Source organism: Streptomyces sp. NPDC034103, from assembly GCF_055575395.1.
In genome coordinates this window covers 284,491-304,376 of record NZ_JBVISS010000012.1, presented here as the reverse complement: position 1 = coordinate 304,376, position 19,886 = coordinate 284,491, and the positions used below count along the sequence as shown (strand labels likewise).

17 protein-coding genes and 1 pseudogene are annotated in these 19,886 nt (G+C 72.1%); 12 read left to right on the top strand and 6 right to left on the bottom strand.

What is annotated here, in order from left to right:
• Positions 1–45 precede the first annotated feature (45 nt).
• A complete protein-coding gene (locus ACZ56U_RS27700) occupies positions 46–708 on the top strand; it encodes a DUF305 domain-containing protein (protein WP_469086676.1) in 663 nt (220 codons plus the stop codon).
• 25 nt (positions 709–733) lie between these two features.
• Here ACZ56U_RS27700 and ACZ56U_RS27695 read toward each other — a convergent pair whose 3' ends face one another.
• A complete protein-coding gene (locus ACZ56U_RS27695; RefSeq protein ID WP_469086675.1) occupies positions 734–1,198 on the bottom strand; it encodes a DUF6214 family protein in 465 nt (154 codons plus the stop codon).
• A 200-nt stretch (positions 1,199–1,398) separates the two neighbouring features.
• On the opposite strand from ACZ56U_RS27695, the gene ACZ56U_RS27690 reads away from it, so the two are divergent.
• Together ACZ56U_RS27690 and ACZ56U_RS27685 are read left to right on the top strand one after the other, a co-directional pair.
• On the top strand, positions 1,399–2,742 hold the full coding sequence (locus ACZ56U_RS27690; protein ID WP_469086674.1) for an FAD-dependent oxidoreductase: 1,344 nt from the start codon (positions 1,399–1,401) through the stop codon (positions 2,740–2,742).
• 99 nt (positions 2,743–2,841) lie between these two features.
• Positions 2,842–4,214: pseudogene (locus ACZ56U_RS27685) on the top strand (nucleobase:cation symporter-2 family protein).
• Here ACZ56U_RS27685 and ACZ56U_RS27680 read toward each other — a convergent pair.
• Positions 4,137–4,487, bottom strand: a complete 351-nt coding sequence (locus ACZ56U_RS27680) for an ArsR/SmtB family transcription factor (RefSeq protein WP_469086673.1) — start codon at positions 4,485–4,487, stop codon at positions 4,137–4,139. The pseudogene ACZ56U_RS27685 and the gene ACZ56U_RS27680 sit on opposite strands and share 78 nt — an antisense overlap.
• A gap of 121 nt (positions 4,488–4,608) precedes the next feature.
• On the opposite strand from ACZ56U_RS27680, the gene ACZ56U_RS27675 reads away from it, so the two are divergent.
• Positions 4,609–5,688 (top strand): NADH:flavin oxidoreductase/NADH oxidase, encoded by a 1,080-nt coding sequence (locus ACZ56U_RS27675; RefSeq protein WP_469086672.1) that lies wholly within the window; start codon positions 4,609–4,611, stop codon positions 5,686–5,688.
• Between the two features lie 367 nt (positions 5,689–6,055).
• Here the strand turns inward: ACZ56U_RS27675 and ACZ56U_RS27670 are convergent, their stop codons facing one another.
• The gene (locus ACZ56U_RS27670) at positions 6,056–7,306 is read right to left on the bottom strand and encodes an extracellular catalytic domain type 1 short-chain-length polyhydroxyalkanoate depolymerase (protein WP_469086745.1); all 1,251 of its coding nucleotides are present in this window, start codon (positions 7,304–7,306) and stop codon (positions 6,056–6,058) included.
• Between the two features lie 380 nt (positions 7,307–7,686).
• On the opposite strand from ACZ56U_RS27670, the gene ACZ56U_RS27665 reads away from it, so the two are divergent.
• Both ACZ56U_RS27665 and ACZ56U_RS27660 read left to right on the top strand, forming a co-directional pair.
• Positions 7,687–8,667, top strand: a complete 981-nt coding sequence (locus tag ACZ56U_RS27665; protein WP_469086671.1) for a pectate lyase family protein — start codon at positions 7,687–7,689, stop codon at positions 8,665–8,667.
• 41 nt (positions 8,668–8,708) lie between these two features.
• Positions 8,709–9,512 (top strand): pectate lyase, encoded by an 804-nt coding sequence (locus tag ACZ56U_RS27660; protein WP_469086670.1) that lies wholly within the window; start codon positions 8,709–8,711, stop codon positions 9,510–9,512.
• A 73-nt stretch (positions 9,513–9,585) separates the two neighbouring features.
• On the opposite strand, the gene ACZ56U_RS27655 is transcribed toward ACZ56U_RS27660, so the two are convergent.
• On the bottom strand, positions 9,586–10,317 hold the full coding sequence (locus ACZ56U_RS27655) for a PaaX family transcriptional regulator C-terminal domain-containing protein (RefSeq protein WP_469086669.1): 732 nt from the start codon (positions 10,315–10,317) through the stop codon (positions 9,586–9,588).
• Between the two features lie 65 nt (positions 10,318–10,382).
• On the opposite strand from ACZ56U_RS27655, the gene ACZ56U_RS27650 reads away from it, so the two are divergent.
• Positions 10,383–12,023 (top strand): DNA alkylation response protein, encoded by a 1,641-nt coding sequence (locus ACZ56U_RS27650; protein WP_469086668.1) that lies wholly within the window; start codon positions 10,383–10,385, stop codon positions 12,021–12,023.
• A 117-nt stretch (positions 12,024–12,140) separates the two neighbouring features.
• Positions 12,141–14,273, top strand: coding sequence for a HEAT repeat domain-containing protein (locus tag ACZ56U_RS27645; RefSeq protein WP_469086667.1), 2,133 nt, complete (start codon positions 12,141–12,143; stop codon positions 14,271–14,273).
• 541 nt (positions 14,274–14,814) lie between these two features.
• Here the strand turns inward: ACZ56U_RS27645 and ACZ56U_RS27640 are convergent.
• Complete coding sequence (locus tag ACZ56U_RS27640) at positions 14,815–15,396, bottom strand: Rv1733c family protein (protein WP_469086666.1); 582 nt, start codon at positions 15,394–15,396, stop codon at positions 14,815–14,817.
• A 269-nt stretch (positions 15,397–15,665) separates the two neighbouring features.
• Here ACZ56U_RS27640 and ACZ56U_RS27635 point away from each other — a divergent pair, with 269 nt between their 5' ends.
• Both ACZ56U_RS27635 and ACZ56U_RS27630 read left to right on the top strand, forming a co-directional pair.
• Positions 15,666–16,751, top strand: a complete 1,086-nt coding sequence (locus ACZ56U_RS27635; protein ID WP_469086665.1) for a WD40/YVTN/BNR-like repeat-containing protein — start codon at positions 15,666–15,668, stop codon at positions 16,749–16,751.
• Positions 16,752–16,823: 72 nt separating this feature from the next.
• Complete coding sequence (locus ACZ56U_RS27630; protein WP_469086664.1) at positions 16,824–17,501, top strand: uracil-DNA glycosylase; 678 nt, start codon at positions 16,824–16,826, stop codon at positions 17,499–17,501.
• Between the two features lie 254 nt (positions 17,502–17,755).
• Here ACZ56U_RS27630 and ACZ56U_RS27625 read toward each other — a convergent pair whose 3' ends face one another.
• The gene (locus tag ACZ56U_RS27625) at positions 17,756–18,016 is read right to left on the bottom strand and encodes a hypothetical protein (protein ID WP_469086751.1); all 261 of its coding nucleotides are present in this window, start codon (positions 18,014–18,016) and stop codon (positions 17,756–17,758) included.
• Between ACZ56U_RS27625 and ACZ56U_RS27620 the strand changes: the two genes are divergently transcribed.
• Positions 17,906–18,835 carry an N-acetylglucosamine kinase gene (locus ACZ56U_RS27620; protein ID WP_469086744.1) on the top strand — a complete coding sequence of 310 codons (930 nt, stop codon included), beginning with the start codon at positions 17,906–17,908 and terminating at the stop codon, positions 18,833–18,835. The genes ACZ56U_RS27625 and ACZ56U_RS27620 overlap by 111 nt on opposite strands.
• A 119-nt stretch (positions 18,836–18,954) precedes the next feature.
• Positions 18,955–19,875 (top strand): sirohydrochlorin chelatase, encoded by a 921-nt coding sequence (locus ACZ56U_RS27615; RefSeq protein ID WP_469086663.1) that lies wholly within the window; start codon positions 18,955–18,957, stop codon positions 19,873–19,875.
• Positions 19,876–19,886: the final 11 nt, after the last annotated feature.

The following is a 19,886-nucleotide window of genomic DNA, read 5'->3' as shown; positions in this document are numbered from 1 at the left end:
TTCCTGTCGGAACGGTTCACGCACCACCGAAGTATCGTCTTCGCCATGCACATACCAACAGGGGGCAACAAACCGGCACCGAAGTTTTTCGTCCCGGTGACCTTCGCCGCCGTCGCGGTGCTCGGACTCGGGGCCTGCGACTCCGGCTCGGACGCCCGACCCGCCCCGAGCGGACCGTCGGTGATCGTGCCCGGCAAGCCCGGCGAGCAGAACCGCACGCTCTCCGCCGACGAGGCCGCGGACCAGCGCGCGGAGGACGACTCCCCCAACTCCGCGGACGTCTCCTACGCCCGGATGATGATCGAACACCACGCACAGGCACTGGAGATGACCGAACTCGTCCCGAAACGCGCCGAGTCCACGAAGGTCAGGAAACTGGCCGAGCGGATCGCGGCGGCCCAGGGTCCGGAGATCGCGTCCATGGAGAGCTGGCTGAAGACCCATCACAAGGACACCGGAAGCGGGGTGCACGACCACGCCTCGATGCCCGGCATGGCCACCGAGGTACAGCTCAAGGACCTACGGGCGGCCCGGGGCAAGGACTTCGACCGGCTCTTCCTCACGTTGATGATCACGCATCACGAAGGGGCGATCACCATGGCCACCGAGGTGAAGGGGCAGGGCAACAACATCCGGATCGAGGAGATGGCCGACGACGTGGTCGCCCAGCAGACGGCCGAGATCTCCCGGATGCGGGACATGCTGTAGCGGTCGGCACCACCAACTCCCCGGGTCAGCGGCGGGCGTGACGTGGTGTCAGGTAGCCCGCGTCACGGGCCTGCGCGATCATCCTGAGGGACTTGCGGCGACTGTGTCCGGTCGCGCACATCACCGCGAGCACCGGGTCGGCGCCCTCCTCCTGGGCGGCGCGGTATTCCTGGGCGATGAGCCACCGGCCCTCGGCACCGCGGGGCCAGGGCGGCCGGGCACGCCGCGAGCCGGCCGGTTCGTCCTCCTCCGCCGGTCCGAGACCGCACGCCTCGAAGAGCGGCCCCTCGATCCAGTCCGCGAACAGCGCGAGGTCGTCGAGGGAGAGCGCCGGCTGCGCCCGCACGTCCTCGATGGAGAGCTGCCCGTCGGCCACCACGGCGAGCGCGTCGACCCGGGCACCGTCGGTGAACGCCAGCCGAACGTTGAACCACCGCGTCGACGCGGAGTCCCCGCCTTCCCGCACTTCCCACGCGGGCCACACGGACACGGCACCATCCGTCGGACAACGATCAGAAAGATTAAGAAACGATGCTTCTAGCACACACGCAACGTAACCGCATGATCACTTTCCATACCAATGGACACGCGTCCACGGGAGCGCACAGCACACTGTCAGCCCAAGCGCGGCGGTGCGATGCTGGAGACATCAGCGATCTGCTCTGATCCCCAGGGGTAAGGAGTACCGCCGTGCTTCGTGTCGCCGTCGTCGGCTCCGGGCCGAGCGGGTGCTACACCGCCCAGAGCCTCGTCCAGCTGGATTCCTCGGTCCACGTCGACGTCCTCGACCGGCTGCCGTGCCCGTACGGCCTGGTGCGCTACGGGGTGGCGCCGGACCACGAGAAGATCAAGTCGCTCCAGAGCAACCTGCGCACGGTCCTGGAGCACGAGCGGGTGCGCTTCCTCGGCGGCGTCCGGGTGGGCGAGGGCGGGGTGGCGGCCTCCCGGCTGCGTCAGCTGTACCACGCGGTCGTGTACTGCGTCGGCGCCGCCACCGACCGGCACCTGGGCGTGCCCGGGGAGGAGCTGCCGGGCAGCTGGTCGGCGACGGAATTCGTGTCCTGGTACAGCGCCCATCCGGATGCCGTCGACGACGGGTTCGTCCGCGACGCCCGGTCGGCCGTGGTCATCGGCGTCGGGAACGTCGCCGTCGACGTGGCGCGGATGCTGGCCCGCGGTGCCGCCGAGCTGAGCCCCACCGACATGCCCCAGGCCGCCTTCAGCGCACTGGCCGCGAGCCGGGTGAGCGAGGTCCACATCGTGGGCCGCCGGGGGCCGTCGCAGGCCCGCTTCACCACCAAGGAGCTACGGGAGCTGGGCGGCCTGCCCGACGTCGAAGTGAGCGTGGATCCCGAGGAGTTGGCGCTGGACCCGGCGTACCTCGATCCCTCCGCGCTGCCCGCCGCGCAGCGCCGCAACGTGGAGGTGCTGCGCGGCTGGGCCACGGCTCCCCCACGCGGGACGGCCCGCCGGCTCCGGCTGCGCTTCTTCCTCCGTCCGGTCGAGCTGCTCCCCGAGGCGGGACGGGTGGGCGCGGTGCGTTTCGAGCGGACGGTGCCGGACGGGCGGGGCGGGGTGACGGGCACGGGACAGTACGAGGACATCCCGGCCCAGTTGGTGCTGCGCTCGGTGGGCTATCGCGGGGTGCCGCTGGAGGGCCTGCCGTTCGACCCCGCGACCGGCACGGTGCCGCATCTCGCCGGGCGCGTGCTGCGCGAGGGCGCCGTCGCCCCGGGCGAGTACGTGGCGGGCTGGATCAAGCGGGGCCCGACGGGTGTCATCGGCACGAACCGCCCGTGCGCGAAGGAGACGGTGACGTCACTGCTGGAGGACGCGGCCGATCTCGTACGCGAGGAACGCCCCGCCGATCCACTGGCGGCGCTGCGGGCGCAAGGCGTCGAGCCGGTCGAGTGGGCGGGGTGGTGCGCCATCGAGCGGGCGGAGGCGGACCTGGGCGCGGCGCTGGGCAGGGGGGTCGTGAAACTCCCGGACTGGCGGTCACTTCTCGACGCGGCGCACGGCGACGCCGGCTAGGGAGCCGCGGAAAACCGCGGCCACGGGGGCTCGCACCAGGAAACGAGCCGGCAACTCCCCCGACATCAACAAACTGTGCAAGCAGCCTACGGTCCACGCATGACCACACACCCTGTCGACGACGTCCCACCCGCACGCCAACTCGCCGCCTTCGGTCTCCAGCACGTCCTCGCGATGTACGCCGGTGCCGTGGCCGTTCCCCTCATCGTCGGCAGCGCGATGAGGCTCTCCCCCGCGGACCTCGCGTATCTGATCACCGCGGACCTCCTGATATGCGGTGTCGCGACGCTCATCCAGTGCGTCGGCTTCTGGCGCTTCGCGTCCGCCTGCCGATCATGCAGGGCTGCACCTTCGCCGCCGTCTCCCCCATGGTGCTGATCGGCACGACCGGTGGCGGACTCCCCGCGATCTACGGCTCCGTGATCGTCGCGGGCCTCGCGATCATGCTGCTGGCGCCCGTGTTCGGGAAGCTGCTGCGCTTCTTCCCGCCGCTGGTCACCGGCACCGTGATCCTGATCATCGGTCTGTCACTGCTGCCGGTGGCGGGCAACTGGGCCGCGGGCGGCGCCGGTTCGGCGGAGTTCGGGGCGCCGAAGAACCTCGCGCTCGCCGGGTTCGTCCTGCTGGTCGTGCTGGGGGTGCAGCGCTTCGCGCCGGCCTTCCTGAGCCGTGTCGCGGTGCTGATCGGCATCGTGGTGGGGCTCGCGGTGGCGGTGCCCTTCGGGTTCACGGACTTCGGCGGCGTCGGCGAGGCGGACTGGCTGGGGATCAGCACCCCGTTCCACTTCGGGGCGCCCGTCTTCGAGTTCTCGGCGATCGCGTCGATGCTGGTCGTGGCGCTGGTGACGATGACCGAGACGACCGGTGACCTGATCGCGGTGGGCGAGCTGACCGAGCGCGAGGTCCAGCCGCGCATGCTGGCGGACGGACTGCGCGCCGACGGCCTGTCCACGGTCCTCGGCGGCGTCTTCAACACCTTCCCCTACACGGCGTACGCGCAGAACGTGGGCCTGGTCGGCATGACCCGGGTCCGCAGTCGCTGGGTCGTCGCCGCCGCGGGCGGCATCCTCGTGCTGCTCGGCCTGCTGCCCAAGCTGGGTGCGGTGGTGGCCGCCATCCCGGCCCCGGTGCTGGGCGGCGCGGGTCTGGTGATGTTCGGCACCGTCGCGGCGAGCGGCCTCAAGACCCTCGCACGGGTCGACTTCAAGGACAACGACAACCTGACGGTGGTGGCCGTCTCGGTGGCGGTGGGCATGCTGCCGGTCGGCGTGCCGACGGTCTACGAGAGGTTCCCGGACTGGTTCCAGACGGTGATGAACAGCGGTATCAGCGCGGGCTGCCTGACGGCGATCGTGCTGAACCTGCTGTTCAACCACCTTCCGGGCACAGCCCGTTCAGCCGCCGAGGCGGGCGGCCTGGCGGGCGGCGGCCACGAGGAGGCTGTCCAGGAGACCCGGGAAAAGACCCTCTAGATCCTCCCGGCGCAGACCGTTCATCTTGGCCGTGCCCCGGTAGATCTGCTGGATCACGCCGGCCTCGCGCAGCACCCGGAAGTGGTGGGTGGTGGTGGACTTGGTGACCGGCAGCTCGAACTGCGAACAGGAGAGCTCGTCGCTCGCGGCGGCGAGCTCGCGCACGATCCGCAGCCGCATCGGGTCGGAGAGCGCGTGCAGGATCGACTCCAGCCGGATCTCCTCGCATGCCGGGTGCGGAAGATCTCGGCTGCTCACGGCGGGGGAGGTCACGGCGGCTCCAGACGTCTCGGGAGGGCCCATTGTACGAGACCTCTCGTAGTTTGACACTGTACGTACTACGATGCCTATCGTAGTAGTTGACCGCTCGGTCCCGTGACGAATGGAGCCCGCCGTGAGTGCCCTCTTCGAGCCCTACACCCTGCGCGATGTGACGATCCCCAACCGGGTGTGGATGCCGCCGATGTGCCAGTACTCCGCGGCACCCGAGGGCCCGCAGACCGGCGCCCCGAACGACTGGCACTTCGCGCACTACGCGGCGCGCGCGGCGGGCGGCACCGGCCTGATCATCGTCGAGGCGACGGGCGTGAGCCCCGAGGGCCGGATCTCGCCGTACGACCTCGGCATCTGGAACAGCACCCAGGTCGAGGCGTTCCGCCGGATCACCCGCTTCCTGGTCTCGCAGGGGACGGTGCCGGGCATCCAGCTCGCACACGCCGGCCGCAAGGCCTCCACGGACCGGCCCTGGACGGGCGGCGCGCCGATCGGTACGGACGCCCTCGGCTGGCAGCCGCTCGGGCCGAGCCCGCTCGCCTTCGACGAACGGCACCCGGTGCCGACCGAGTTGACGGTCTCTCAGATCCAGGAGGTCGTCGGGCAGTTCGCGGACGCCGCCCGGCGCGCCCTCGCCGCCGGGTTCGAGGTCGCCGAGATCCACGGCGCCCACGGCTACCTGATCAGCAACTTCCTCTCGCCGCACTCCAACCACCGCACGGACGCCTACGGCGGCTCCTACGAGAACCGCACCCGTTTCGCCCTGGAGGTCGTGGACGCCGTACGGGAGGTGTGGCCGGACGACAAGCCGCTGTTCTTCCGGATCTCGGCCACGGACTGGCTGGAGGAGGGCGGCTGGACGGCGGACGACACGGTGCGGTTCGCCGCCGACCTCCAGGCCCATGGCATCGACCTCCTCGACGTCTCCACCGGCGGCAACGCCTCCGGGGTCCGCATCCCCACCGGCCCCGGCTACCAGGTGCCCTTCGCCGCCCAGGTCAAGGAGGGCAGCACGCTCCCGGTGGCCGCGGTCGGCATGATCACCGAGCCCGAGCAGGCCGAGAAGATCCTGGTCAACGGTGAGGCGGACGCGGTGCTGCTCGGGCGCGAACTGCTCCGCGACCCCTTCTGGGCACGGCACGCGGCGCGGGAGCTGGGCGGGAACGTGCACGTCCCGGACCAGTACCACCGGTCGGTCTGAGCCTCCGGCGTCGATCAACAGGGTGCTGGGCTAACGGCCCAGCGGATCGGTTCACGGCCCCGTCCGGTCCGGGCCCTACGACGCGGTCCCGTGCTCCTCCCTCCGGAGTACGGCACCCCCACCTCGTACTCCGGGAAGGTCGGGGTCGGTGTCTCCGTAAGCACGATGCGCCGGGGGTGCCGGGCGACAAGGCTGGCCGCATCGAACGTGAGGAGGGCGCCATGAACCGCCAGACCCGCATCCGCGTCAACCGTCGCCCCGCCGCGCCCCGCGACGAGAAGATCGACCGCAGGACACCCTCGGGGCGCCTGCTGCCGTACTGAGGCGTCAGGGGCGACCGGCGTCTCGCCACCGGCCGCCCCTGACGTCAACTGGTCGTGCAGACCTTGCCGTTGAGCGTGAAGGCGCCCGGCGCCGCACTGTTGCCGGTGTGGGTCGCCTGGTAGCCGATGCTGACGCTCGCGTTCGGGGCGAGCGTCGCGTTGTACGAGACGTTGGTCGCCTTCACCGCGCCGGAGCTCGACGCGTAGCCGGCGTTCCAGCCGTTGGTGATGGCCTGGCCGGCGGGCAGGGTGAAGCCGAGCTGCCAGCCGTTGATCGTGGTCGTGCCGGTGTTGGTGATCGTGACCGTGGCGGTCAGGCCGGTGTTCCAGGCGTTGGTGGACGCCGTCACCTTGCAGGGGCCCGCCGGGGGCTGGGGCGCGGGGCCGTCGCCGTCGAGGCCGAAGAAGGTCAGGACGCGGGACGCCATGCCCCAGGCGTACAGGTTGTGGCCGACGCCCTGGAGGCTGATGGCCTCCACCGGGGCCCGGTCACCGGTGCCGCCGTAGCGGGTGCGGGTCCAGCCGGACTGCGGTGTGTCGGTCGCCGCGGGGGTCTGGCTGACGCCGTGGACGTTCGTCCACTGCTTGATCTCCTCGCCGAAGTTGGGGTAGCGCAGCACGTCGTCCTCGGTGCCGTGCCACACCTGCATGCGCGGGCGCGGTCCGGTGTAGCCCGGGTAGGCGCCGCGGACGAGGTCGCCCCACTGCTGCGGGGTGCGGATGACGGTGCCCTGGGCGCAGGCGCTGTTCCACTCGGAGCCGTCGGTGGTGGCGAAGCAGCCGAACGGGACTCCCGAGAAGGCGGCGCCCGCGGCGAACACGTCGGGGTAGTCGCCGAGCAGGACGTTGGTCATCATCGCGCCGGAGGAGATGCCGGTGGCGAAGATCCGGCTGGTGTCGGCGTCATAGGCGTCGACCGTCCAGTCGACCATGGACTTGATGCCGACCGGGTCGCTGCCTCCGCCGCGCTTCAGGGCCTGCGGGGAGGCGACGTCGAAGCACTTGCTGGCGCGGGTGACGGACGGGTAGACGACGATGAACCCGTACTGGTCGGCGAGCGAGGCGTATTCGGTGCCCGAGTACATGGCCGGACCGGACCCGGTGCAGTAGTGCACGGCGACGACGATCGCCGGGTTCGGTCGGACGCTGTCGGGGACGTACAGGTACATCTGCAGCTTGCTGGGGTTCGCGCCGAAGTTCGTGATCTCGGTGAGCGTCGCGGTCGGGGCGACCTCCTCGCGGGCGTGCGCCTGCGGGGCGGCGAGGAGGCCGGCGGCGAGCAACGCCACCAGCATTCCGTGGAGCGCGAGCAGGACCGCGCGCAGCGGTCTCCTCGCGGGGGCGTCGGCGGTGGCGGACACGGTGGATCCCTTCGTGATGACGGCTCGTGGGGGCATCGCTGAGGGGAGCAACAGGCATGGTGACATGCGCATGGCCGCCATGGAAGCGCTCCCACAGCCACCTTCCTGTCGATCGGGCCACCACCTGGAGCGCGCCAAGATGTTTTGCGCAAAGCGTTGACTAGAAAGCGCTTGCACTCTACGTTCCGTTCAGCAGTGTGACCGCTCGGCATGATTGTCGAGACAAAAGGTGGCAATGCTAGCGAAAGGCGTTCTGGATAGCGCACAACGTTCAGATACATGATCGAAGAAGTCCGTCCAGAAGGGACGCACCCATGCGCGCTCACCCCCCACGTACACACGCGCAAAGGTCCACGCTGGTGACGGCCTGCGCGGCCGCCCTCGCCACGGTGACCGTGCTCGCCGTACCGCAGTCGGCCGGTGCGGCGGAGTCCTCCCCCGTCGGTTTCGGCGCCGGCGCGACCGGCGGCGGGAGCACCACGGCGGTCACCGTCTCGACCCTGGCGGCCTTCAAGACGGCCGTCACCGGCAGCACGGCCAAGGTGGTCCGGGTCAACGGCCTGATCTCGCTGAGCGGTCAGGTCGACATCGGCTCCAACACCACGGTGCTGGGCGTCGGTTCGTCCTCCGGCTTCACCGGAGGCGGGCTGCGGCTGAAGAAGGTCGGCAACGTCGTCATCCGCAACCTGAACATCAGCAAGCCGCTCGCACCGGCCGACGGTATCGAGGTGCAGGCGTCGACCAAGGTGTGGATCGACCACAACTCCTTCTCGGCGGACCGCAGTCACGACAAGGACTACTACGACGGCCTGCTGGACATCAACCACGGTTCCGACAACGTCACGGTGTCGTGGAACACCTTCAAGGAGCACTTCAAGGGCTCGCTCGTCGGGCACAGCGACAACAACGCGAGCGAGGACACCGGGCACTTGAGGGTGACGTACCACCACAACAGCTTCCGCAACGTCTACTCGCGCATCCCCAGCCTGCGCTTCGGCACCGGGCACTTCTACAACAACTACGTGGACGGCGCGGAGACCGCCTGCCACTCGCGCATGGGCGCCCAGATGCTCGTGGAGAACAACGTCTTCCGCAACACCGGAGTCGCTGTCACCACGAACCGCAGCAGTGACGTGGACGGCTACGCGAATCTGCGCGGCAACGATCTCGGCGGGGCCGCCACCGAGATCTCCCGGACGGGCAGCTTCACCAGCCCTCCGTACGGCTACACCGCGGAGCCCGCCTCGACGGTCGTCGCCTCGGTGACGTCCGGCGCGGGCGCCGGAAAGCTCTGACATCCCCCCTCGACCGCTCGACGAACAGAAGGAATCGGGACATGACTTCTGGAACCCGCCCGCGTGCCTCACGGCGCGCGCTGACCGGCACGCTGGCCGCACTCAGCCTGTCGGTTGGCATGATCATGACTACGGGAGCCTCCCCCGCGAACGCCGCCACCTGGCCCACCGCCAACGGCAGCCAGGCGGTCTCCTCGACCATCTCGCTGTCCGGCACCAAGGACTACGGGATGAAGCGGCTCTACGGCACCGGCGACCTGGGCAGCGGCAGCCAGGACGAGGACCAGGGGCCGATCCTGTCACTGGCCGCCAGCACGGTCCTGAAGAACGTCATCATCGGCGCCCCCGCGGCCGACGGCATCCACTGCGCCGGCAGCTGCACGCTGCAGAACGTCTGGTGGGAGGACGTCGGCGAGGACGCGGCCACCTTCCGCGGCTCCTCGTCGTCGAACGTGTACACCGTCTCCGGCGGCGGCGCGCGCTCCGCGAGCGACAAGGTGTTCCAGTTCAACGGGGCCGGGACGCTGAACATCTCCAACTTCGCGGTGCAGAACTTCGGCACCTTCGTGCGCTCGTGCGGCAACTGCTCGACGCAGTACAAGCGGACGATCAACCTCAACACCGTCGAGGCGACCTACTCGGGCAACAAGCTCGTCGGCATCAACACCAACTACGGCGACAGCGCGACCCTGAGGAACATCACCATCGTCGGCGACAGCAGCAGGAAGATCATTCCCTGCCAGAAGTACATCGGCAACAACAGCGGCAAGGAACCGACCACCAACGGCTCCGGCCCTGACGGCACGTACTGCAAGTACGCGACGTCGGACATCACCTACAGGTAGCCCCCAGCAGTCCCCCCACGGTGAAGGCGGCCGTGCGAAGCGTCCCCGCGCGGCGCTTCGCACGGTCGCCGCGTCATGTACCCAGCGACCGGCGGTAGTCGGCGTACGCGCCGCGCAGGGCCTCGCCCGGCCAGTCGTCCGGCAGGAGCACCTCGGGCAGGACCGGGTCGGCGAGCAGGTGCCGTACGACCGCCGCGAAGGCGGTGAAGAGCTCCGCGGGCCGCTCCGCGCGGGACGCGTGGGCGAGCAGGGCCCGTCCCGTGGCGGCCCAGGTGTCGAGCGACCACAGGGCCGCCGCGAGTTCCCCCGCGGGGCGGTCGGGGCGGGCCGCGCAGCGCTCGGCCACCTGGTCCAGCTCGGCCGGCAGCCGCCGGCTCAGGTTGGCGGGGCGCAGCCAGACGCCCTCGCGGAGCTCCGCGAGCCGCAGCGTGGTCAGCCGGGCGCGCAGATCGGCCCGTTCGGCGGGGCCACGTCCGGTCGCGGTGATCACCAGCATCTCCCAGTCGCCGTCCCACGCGCGCGTGCGGGGCTGTACGGCGTCGTCCTGGCGCCGTTGGCGCTCCAGCAGCCGGTCGCTGAGGCGGTAGACGGCGTCCGTGCGCCTGAGGTCGCCGGCGGCCACCATCCGGCTGAGCGCGGCCCGCGCGGTGGAGCCACCGACCCCGAACGGCTCCACGCGGCGTACCAGCTCCTTCACCGGGAGCTCCGGCGGATGCGCGCCCAGCAGCAGACTCAGGACGACCGAGCGCGCGGACAGCGGGCGCAGTTCCAGCTCGTCGGGGCACGCCGTCGTGTTCGTCCGCATGGTCACGTACTGTAGGCCGTATTGCATCATTGCTGCGACCGCAGTGATAGTGCAACACTCACTCCATGGTCTCCACACCCGCGACGCACGACGTCACCAATCAGCCCCCTCCCCTGGCCCCGTACGACGCGTCCGACGACACGGCCCTGCTGGAGGGGCTGCGCCGGGAGGGCGCCGGCTGGGCCGAGGAGGACCTACGCCGGCTCGGGCGGCTGGCCGGGAGCGCCGAGGCCCAGGAGTGGGCCGACCTCGCCAACCGGCACGCACCCGTACTGCGCACCCACGACCGGTACGGCCACCGCGTCGACGAGGTCGAGTTCCATCCGAGCTGGCACCACCTGATGCGGGTCGCGGTCGCCGAGGGGCAGGCCGGCGCGCCCTGGGCCGACGACCGGCCGGGCGCCCATGTCGCCCGTACCGCGGGCGGCCTGGCCTGGGGCCACACGGACGCCGGGCACGGCTGCCCGGCGTCGATGACGTACGCCGCCGTCCCGGCCCTGCGCCACCAGCCGGAGCTCGCGAAGGCCTACGAACCCCTGCTGACCGGCCGCGAGTACGACCCGGTGCTGCGGGTGCCGACCGAGAAGCGCGGCCTGCTGGCGGGCATGGGGATGACCGAGAAGCAGGGCGGCTCCGACGTCCGGACCAACTCCACGGCGGCCACGCCCACCGCCGAACCGGGCGTGTACACGCTGCGCGGGCACAAGTGGTTCACGTCGGCGCCGATGTGCGACGTCTTCCTGGTCCTCGCGCAGGCTCCCGAGGGACTGTCGTGCTTCCTGGTACCGCGTGTGCTGCCCGACGGCAGCCGCAACACCTTCCGCATCCAGCGCCTGAAGGACAAGCTGGGCAACCGCTCCAACGCCTCCTCCGAGCCCGAGTTCGACGGGACCGTCGCCTGGCTCGTCGGACCCGAGGGACGGGGCGTCAGAACGATCATCGACATGGTGAACTGCACGCGCCTGGACTGCGTGATGATGTCGGCGACGCTCATGCGCAAGACGCTGGTGGAGGCCGGTCACCACGCGCGGCACCGCAGCGCCTTCGGCGCCCGCCTGGCCGACCAGCCACTGATGCGCAACGTGCTCGCCGATCTCGCCCTGGAGTCCGAGGCCGCTACCACCCTCACCCTGCGGCTGGCCGGAGCGGCCGACCGCGCGGTGCGCGGCGACGAGGGCGAGCAGGCCTTCCGGCGCATCGCCACCGCCGTCGGCAAGTACTGGGTCACCAAGCGCGGCCCGGCCTTCACCGCCGAGGCCCTGGAGTGCCTGGGCGGCAACGGCTACGTCGAGGACTCGGGGATGCCCCGCCACTACCGCGAGGCCCCCCTGCTGTCGATCTGGGAGGGCTCGGGGAACGTCAACGCCCTCGACGTCCTGCGGGCGCTGACGAAGGAGCCGCGTACGGTGGACGCCCTGTTCGCCGAACTCGCCCTGGCGCAGGGGGCGGACGCGCGTCTCGATGCGGCCGTGGCCCGGTTGCGGGGCCTGCTGGCCTCGGCCTCCGAGACCGGTGCCCGCCGGCTGGTCGAGCAGATGGCGCTCACCCTCCAGGCCTCCCTGCTGGTCCGGCACGCCCCGGCCCCCGTCGCCGACGCCTTCTGCGCGACCCGCCTCGGCGGCGACTGGGGGCACGCGTTCGGCACCCTTCCCGACTCGGCCGACGTGGGCGCGATCCTCGGGCGGGCGCTGCCCGGCGCGGACTGAGGGAGGCTGACCGGCCAGCGAAGGCCCTGTTAACAGACAGTCACCCCTCGATGTCACATCGTTGTCAGTGCCGTGGTGCAGACTCCGATCAGATGGCACTCGCCTGGGGAGGACTGCGTGTTCACGGGGATCGACGAGGTCGACTGGGCTTCGATGCGTCATGCGTACGGCAGCGCGGAGGATGTGCCCGGCCTGCTGCGGGGCCTGGCCTCCGCGGATGCCGCCGAGCGGGAGATCGCGCTCGACGGGATGTATGGCGCGGTGCACCACCAGGGAGACGTGTACGACTCGACGCTGGCCTGTGTCCCGTTCCTCTTCGCGCTCGCCGCGCAGCGGCAGGTACGGGACCGGGGCGGGATCGTCGAGCTCCTCGTCAGTATCGGCGGGGACGGCGAACCGTCCGAGGGCGCGTACGGGATGGCGCGCGCCGCGGTGCGGTCGGGCGCCGAGGTCTTCGTCCGGCTGACCGGGGACCTGGACGCCGGGGTCCGCGGGGCGGCCGTGGGCGCTGTCGTACGGTTCCTCGACGAACCGGCGCGGGTTCTGGACCTGTTGCGGGAGCGGATCACGGTGGAGCGGGACGACCGGGTCCTGTTCGCGCTGACCGAGGCGCTCGGGCTCTTCGCCCGCCGCCACCCCGGCCACGCGCGGCCGGCCGTCGACCTCCTGGCGGCCCAGAGCGCACAGCCGTACGGCCCCGGGCTGCGGCTCGCCGCGCTCGGCCAGCTGGCGGGATGCGCCCCCGGCCGCCTCCCGGCCGACCTCGTCCCCACAGCCGTCGCCCTGCTGCGCAGCCGCTCCGGACAGCGGTCCGCCACCAGCTGCGCACCCGACCGGCCGGACACGGACACGCTCGTCGGCCGGCTGCGGCGCCTGCGCCCCTCGGACGAGGAGGGCTCCCAGCTCCTGCGGACCCTGCACACCGCGCTCGACGGACGGGTGGCCGACCGGATCGCCCTGCTGAACGGCCAGTTGACCAGCCCCGAACCCACCGACCGGTGCAACGCCGTATGGATGGCGCCGATGCTGTTCCGCGAATGGCGCGCCGACTACGCCACACCCGTCGCGCTGATCGGAGCCCAACTGGACGCCGACGACGACCGGTTACGCGACGCCGCCATCTCCGTCCTGGTCGACCTCTTCGACCTGGCCGCACCAGCCGCCGACGACCTCCACGCCCTGGTGGTCGCGCGCCCCGAGCTGTGGGTGCGGCACTGGGAGCATGGCGCACCGACGCTGGGCGGGCCACTCAAGGCCCTCGCCAGGAGCGGGGACGCGCGGGCGGTGCCGGTCCTGGGCGAGGTGCTCGCGGGGGCGGTCGCCCCGGACGATCTCGGACACGTCATCCCCCATCTCGGCCCGGCCGCCGCTCCGTTGGCACCGGCACTGCGCGCGAGGCTCGCCGCCCTGCCCCTCGACGCCCCCGACCTGTACGAGCGTGCGGTGCCGCTGCTGTCCGCCCTCCGGGTACTGGGTGACGGTGAGTGCGCGCCGCTGGTCGCCCGGCTGCTGCGCGGCATGCCGGAGGGGCTGAGACTGCGGGACTCGGTCGTTTCCGCCGGGGCGCGGACACTCGGCGCGCTCGGGGAGTCGGCGCGGGAGTCGGTACCGGTGCTGCGCGGACTGCTGGAGGGCGCGAGCGCGGTCGCGGCAGCGGAGGCCCTGTGGGCGGTGTCGGGCGATGTGGATGCCGTACTTCAGGTACTCATACGGGAGTTGACCGACGAGTACTCGCGCGAACGCCGGTCCGCCGCCGAGGTGCTGGGGCAGTTGGGACACGCGGCGACGCCCGCGCTGGAGGGGCTGCGGCGGATGACCGAGGCGGAGTGCGTGTGGCAGCGGACGACGGCCGCCTGCGCGGTGTGGCGCATCGCCGGGGAAACCCAGGGGGTGTTCCCAGTGCTACGGCGGGCGTGGACCGAGAACGCCCGGACCCGCCGCACCATCGTGGAGTGCGTCGCGGCGATGGGCCCAGCGGGGGCACCGCTGCACGACCTGGCCCGGGGCGAGCTGACCGCGCCTCGACGGCATGCGGCGGCCGCCGGGCAGTTCGCTGGCTACGGGAGCCATGACGTGCTCGAGGACGAGGAGTTGCTGCGGGCGTGCCGGGGGGTTGTGGCGGGGGACGGGGACGATGGGGGCGGCGGGGACGGGGATGGGGATGGGGATGGGGCGAGCATGCGTGGAGAGGGGGCATCCTCCCCGCGTGCTGCTTCTCGCGGCTGTGGCGGGGCGGCGTCTGCGGTGTGAGGGTGCGGGCGGGTGGGCGCGCTGGCCACCGCGGTCCGTGCCTGTGCCTCGACGGGTCGCGCCCGTGCCCATGCCTTGGCGGTCGGGGCCGTGCCCCGCGCCTTGGCGGGTCGTCGCCTGTGCTGTGACGGTGCGGGCGGGGGCCCCAGCAACCGCAATCCGTCCCCGTCGCGCCCGCGCCCACGCCCTGGCAGTCGGGGCCGTGCCCGGGTCCTGGCAGTCGCGCCCGTGCCCCGCGCCTGGCGGGTCGTCGCCTGCGCTGTGACGGTGCGGGCGGGCGCCCAGCAACCGCAATCCGTCCCCGTCGCGCCCGCGCCCACGCCTTGGCGGTCGGGGCCGTGCCCGGGTCCTGGCAGTCGCGCCCGTGCCCCGCGCCTTGGCGGTCGGGGCCGTGCTCTGCCGGCCGCCACGCGTCCCCGGCGCGTCGGGCTGACGGCGTAGTGGCCGCGCTGTACCGGGCCCCCTACCCGTCCCCACCGCACCCGCGCCCTGGCGGTACGGGCCCGCCACCCCAGCTCTCACCCAAGTCCCCGCCCCGGTCTCACCTCGTCCGCCCCCACAGCGGTCCGAACCGTGCCCACTCCGTGTCCCAGTGGTCGATGCGTTGACGCTCCAGGCGTCCGCACAGCATGCGGCCGGCGACGAAGGGGACGAAGGCGGCGCCGATGCCCACCAGGGCGCCGATCAGGGAGGCCCGGAGGGCTGCCTGGGACTCGGTGGCCGGGCGGGTGACCAGGCGGCCCCGCGGGTCCGTCCAGACGGTGACCGGCGTGCCCGAGGGGCTGCCGGGGCGGACACGGACCTGGCCGGTGCGGGAGGAGCCGTCCGGGGCCGCCCAGCGGACCTTCGCCCACACCCGGTCACTGCTCGCCGTCCCGGACTCCCCGATGAAGGTCCCGGGCGCCTCCTCGACGAGCCGGGCCTCGACCGGCCGCCATTCGACACGTTCCCTGGCCAGGCTCTGCTCCACGGACCGGGTCGCGCCCATCCCGGCGAGCAGCCCCAGGAGGGCGGCGAGCAGCCATGCTCCGAGCACGACCCAGGCCTCCACCTTGTCGGCACGGCGCTTGAGCGGATTGCGCCGCCAGCGCCACAGCCACACCCTCGGACCACGGAACGTCATCGAAGGCTTCCTCCTCATGAGCGCGCGAACATGCCGGACCGCCTTTCCATACGGGGGACGGCTCCGCCCTGCTCAGGACCGGCCCCCAGCCCGACCGTCGCACGGGTCGCACCCCCTCGGGCCGGTCATGCGGAAAGCGCCCCGCAGATTCCGGGAAGCGGTTAACATCCCGCCCTGACCTGCGGTGGAGCCCGTTCCAGGGGTGACTGTCAGTGCCGGGGTGCAGACTGGCCGGTATCTGAGACAACGACGTCACGGAGGTGGTCGGCATGACCGAGGTACTGCTCGCCGTAGGCACCCGCAAGGGCCTGTTCATCGGGCGCAGGCGGGGTGGCACCTGGGAGTTCGACGAAAGTCCCTACTTCAACGCGCAGGCCGTGTACTCGGTCGCGATCGACACCCGCGGTGAGCGACCGCGGCTCCTGGCCGGCGGTGACAGCGCGCACTGGGGCCCGTCCGTCTTCCACTCCGACGACCTGGGCCGCACCTGGACCGAGCCGGCGCAGCCCGCCGTCAAGTTCCCCAAGGACACGGGCGCGTCGCTGGAGCGGGTGTGGCAGCTGCACCCGGCGGCCGCCGAGCCGGACGTGGTGTACGCGGGCACGGAACCGGCCGCGCTGTACCGCTCGGAGGACCGCGGCGAGACCTTCGAGCTGGTCCGCCCGCTGTGGGAGCACCCCACACGCTCCAAGTGGGTGCCGGGCGGCGGCGGTGAGGGTCTGCACACGATCCTGACGGACAAGCGCGACCCCCAGGCCCTGACGGTCGCGGTCTCGACGGCCGGGGTGTTCCGGACCACCGACGGCGGCGCGAGCTGGTTCCCCTCCAACTCCGGTGTCTCCGCGGTGTTCCTGCCGGATCCCGACCCGGAGTTCGGCCAGTGCGTGCACAAGGTCACCCGGGACGCGGCGACCCCGGACCGCCTGTACCTCCAGAACCACTGGGGTGTGTACCGCAGCGATGACGCGGGCGCCCACTGGACGGACATCGGCGAGGGACTTCCGTCCACGTTCGGCTTCGCGGTGGCCGCCCATCCGCGCCGCGGCGACACGGCGTACGTGTTCCCGATCAACGCCGACGCGGACCGGGTCCCGGCCGACCGCCGGTGCCGGGTCTTCCGCACCGCTGACGCGGGCAAGAGCTGGGAGCCGCTGTCGGCGGGACTGCCGCAGGGCGACCACTACGGGACCGTGCTGCGGGACGCGCTGTGCACCGACGACGCGGACCCGGCGGGCGTGTACTTCGGCAATCGCAACGGCGAGGTGTTCGCGTCGGGCGACGACGGCGACAGCTGGCGCCAACTCGCGTCCCATCTGCCGGACGTCCTGTGTGTGCGGGCCGCGGTCGTCGGATGAGCCACCAGGGGGGACCAACGGGCTTTGGCCACCGGTTGATCACCGCTGTCCTTACGGCAGTAGGGTGACGCCGTGGCACCACGACCCTTGCATGAAATCGTCGAACCGGGCTGGGCGAAGGCCCTGGAACCCGTTGCCGGACGGATCGCCGAGATGGGTGACTTCCTGCGGGCGGAGATCGCCGCGGGACGCACCTATCTGCCGGCCGGACCGAATGTCCTGCGCGCCTTCCAACAGCCCTTCGACGACGTCCGCGTCCTGATCGTCGGACAGGATCCCTACCCGACGCCGGGGCATGCGGTGGGGCTGTCGTTCTCGGTCGCGCCCGAGGTGCGGCCGCTGCCCGGCAGCCTGATCAACATCTACCGGGAGCTCACCACGGACCTGGGGCTGCCCCAGCCGTCCAACGGCGACCTCACACCGTGGACCCGGCAGGGCGTGCTGCTGCTCAACAGGGCGCTCACCACGGCCCCGCGCAAGCCTGCCGCGCACCGCGGCAAGGGCTGGGAGGACGTCACCGAACAGGCGATACGGGCGCTCGCCGCGCGCGGCAAGCCGCTGGTGTCCATCCTGTGGGGCCGCGACGCCCGCAACCTCCGCCCGCTGCTCGGGGACCTGCCGTCCGTGGAGTCCGCCCACCCGTCCCCGATGTCGGCCGACCGAGGCTTCTTCGGCTCCCGCCCCTTCAGCCGCGCCAACGACCTGCTGGTCAGGCAGGGGGGACAGCCGGTGGACTGGCGCCTGCCGTGACCGGGGCCGCGTCCGGTCCGGGGACGCGCGGGGCGGCCGGATCGGGGGGGGCCGGATCGGCCGGGTCGGGGACCGGAGCCGCGGGCCGGACCGCTGCTGCGGCCAGTCCCGCGGCGCCTTCCGTCTCCGCGGCGTCTTCCGTGTTCGCGGCGTCTCCCGCGTTCGCGGCGTCTCCCGCGTTCGCGGCGTCTCCCGTCGGCAACTCCGGCGGGACCGTCGATGACTTGGGCTCGGGAGGTGGCTTCGAATTGGGCTCAGGAGGTGGCTTCGGCAGCCCTGTCGACGCTGCGGATCGCCGTGTCGCCGGCTCTGACGGCCCCGTCGCCTCCAGACTCCCCGGTGCCGAGCACGGGGAAGACGACGGCGAGTCCGGGATCCTCGCTGTCGACTCCGGCGGTTCCGGTCTGCGGGTCGTCGTCGGGACCGTGCGGCGTGGGGCGTTGGCGCAGCGCGAGTCGCGGGAGCCGGTGCGTACCGGGGCCCGGGGGATCGATCCGGAGCACCTGATGCGGCAACTGGTGCCGATGGTGCGGGCGTTGACCGAGGTGACGGGGGTCGATCGGCTCGGTACGGCCGCGGTCGGGGCCGCCGGGCTCACCACCCTGGGCGAGGCGTTGCGCGCCGAGCTTCCGGAAGCTCTGGGGCGGGAGTTCGGGGTCGGGCGGGTCGCTCTCGTCGCCGACGCCGTCACCGCGTACGCGGGCGCCCTCGGCGCGACACCCGGTGCGGTCGTCGCGGCGGGAACCGGTCTGATCGCGGTCGGTACGGACCTGACGCGGTGGTGCCGTGCGGACGGCTGGGGACATCTGCTCGGGGACTGCGGCGGCGGTGCCTGGATCGGGCGGGCGGGCCTGGAGTGCGCCCTGCGCGCCCACGACGGGCGGGCCGGCGGATCGAGGGCACTGCTGGAACGGGCCGAGGAGTTGTTCGGGCCGATGCCCGGACTGCCCGGCCTGCTCTACCCGCGCCCGGACCGCCCCGCCGTCCTCGCCTCATTCGCCCCCCAGGTCGCCGCCTGCGCCCCGGACGACCCCGTCGCCGCGGACATCCTGCGTACCGCCGCCCGTCACATGGCCGAGTCCGCGGCCGCCGTCTGCCCCACCGAGGGGAGTCCCCAAGTCGCTCTCACCGGTGGCCTCTTCAAGATCGGTGAACCTCTCCTCGTACCCCTGGAGGAGGAGTTGGCGAGACGGCTGCCCCATGCGCGCCGGGTGGCGCCGGCCGGAGATCCGTTGCACGGGTCGGTACGGATCGCGACCGACCTCGCGGTGGGAGCGCTCACCCTGCCGAGTGACGGGACGATGCTGTACGTGGTGACCGGAAAGAGCGACTGATCCCGATCCGACCGCCGTATCCGTTCCGTACGTAACTCATCAGACAAAACCGGACGGATACCGCTCACCTGCACCCTCCCCGAACAGGGAAGCCCAGTAAGCCAGTAACATGCGGCGCCATGAGCTCCCCCACTGGGCCCGCCGGCCTGCCAGTACGAATGCCGCGCCCCCGCCAGCCCGGACGGCACCGCCGTCCCGAGCCGCTGGCGGCTCCCGAGGGCGCGCCCGCGCTCGTCCTCGCGGTGCCGGGCACGCCCAGCGCGGCCACGCGCGGCCTTGCCGAAGAGGTCGTGAGCATCGCCCGTTCCGAGCTCCCCGGCCTCGATGCGCGGATCGCGTACATCGACGGGGACGACGCGGAGTTCCCCACGCTCCAGTCGGTGCTCACCTACACCGCGCAGGAGCGCACCGCCCGGTATGAGCAGGCCAAGGCCGCCGGTGTGGAGGTCAGGGAGCCCGAGGGCCCCGTCGCCGTCGTCGTGCCGCTGCTGGCCGGCCCGGACAGCGCGCTGCTGCGGGTCATCCGGCAGGCCGTGATGGACAGCCGGGTCGCGGCCGACCTGACCGATGTGCTCGGCCCGCACCCGCTGCTCGCCGAGGCGCTGCACGTGCGGCTGTCGGAGGCCGGTCTGGCCCGCGCCGACCGGGCGCGACTGTTCACCGTGGCGACCGCCGCGGACGGCATCATCCTGGCCTCCGTCGGTGGTGACGAGGCGGTGCAGGCGGCCGGGATCACCGGCATGCTGCTCGCCGCGCGCCTCGCCGTGCCCGTGATGGCGGCCGCGCTGGACCAGGAGGGCTCGATCGCCTCCGTGGCCGAGCAGCTGCGGTCCTCGGGCTCGCAGCAGCTGGCGCTGGCGCCGTACCTGATAGGGCCGGAGATCGAGGCGGCGCTGATCGAGGAGGCCGCCAAGGAGGCGGGGTGCTCCGCCGCCGAGGCGCTCGGCGCCTACCCGGCCATCGGCAAGCTCGCGCTGGCCAAGTACACGACGGCCCTGGGCATCGCGCCGCAGCAGCCGCAGGGCGCACCGACCCGCTGACGCGTCGCCGC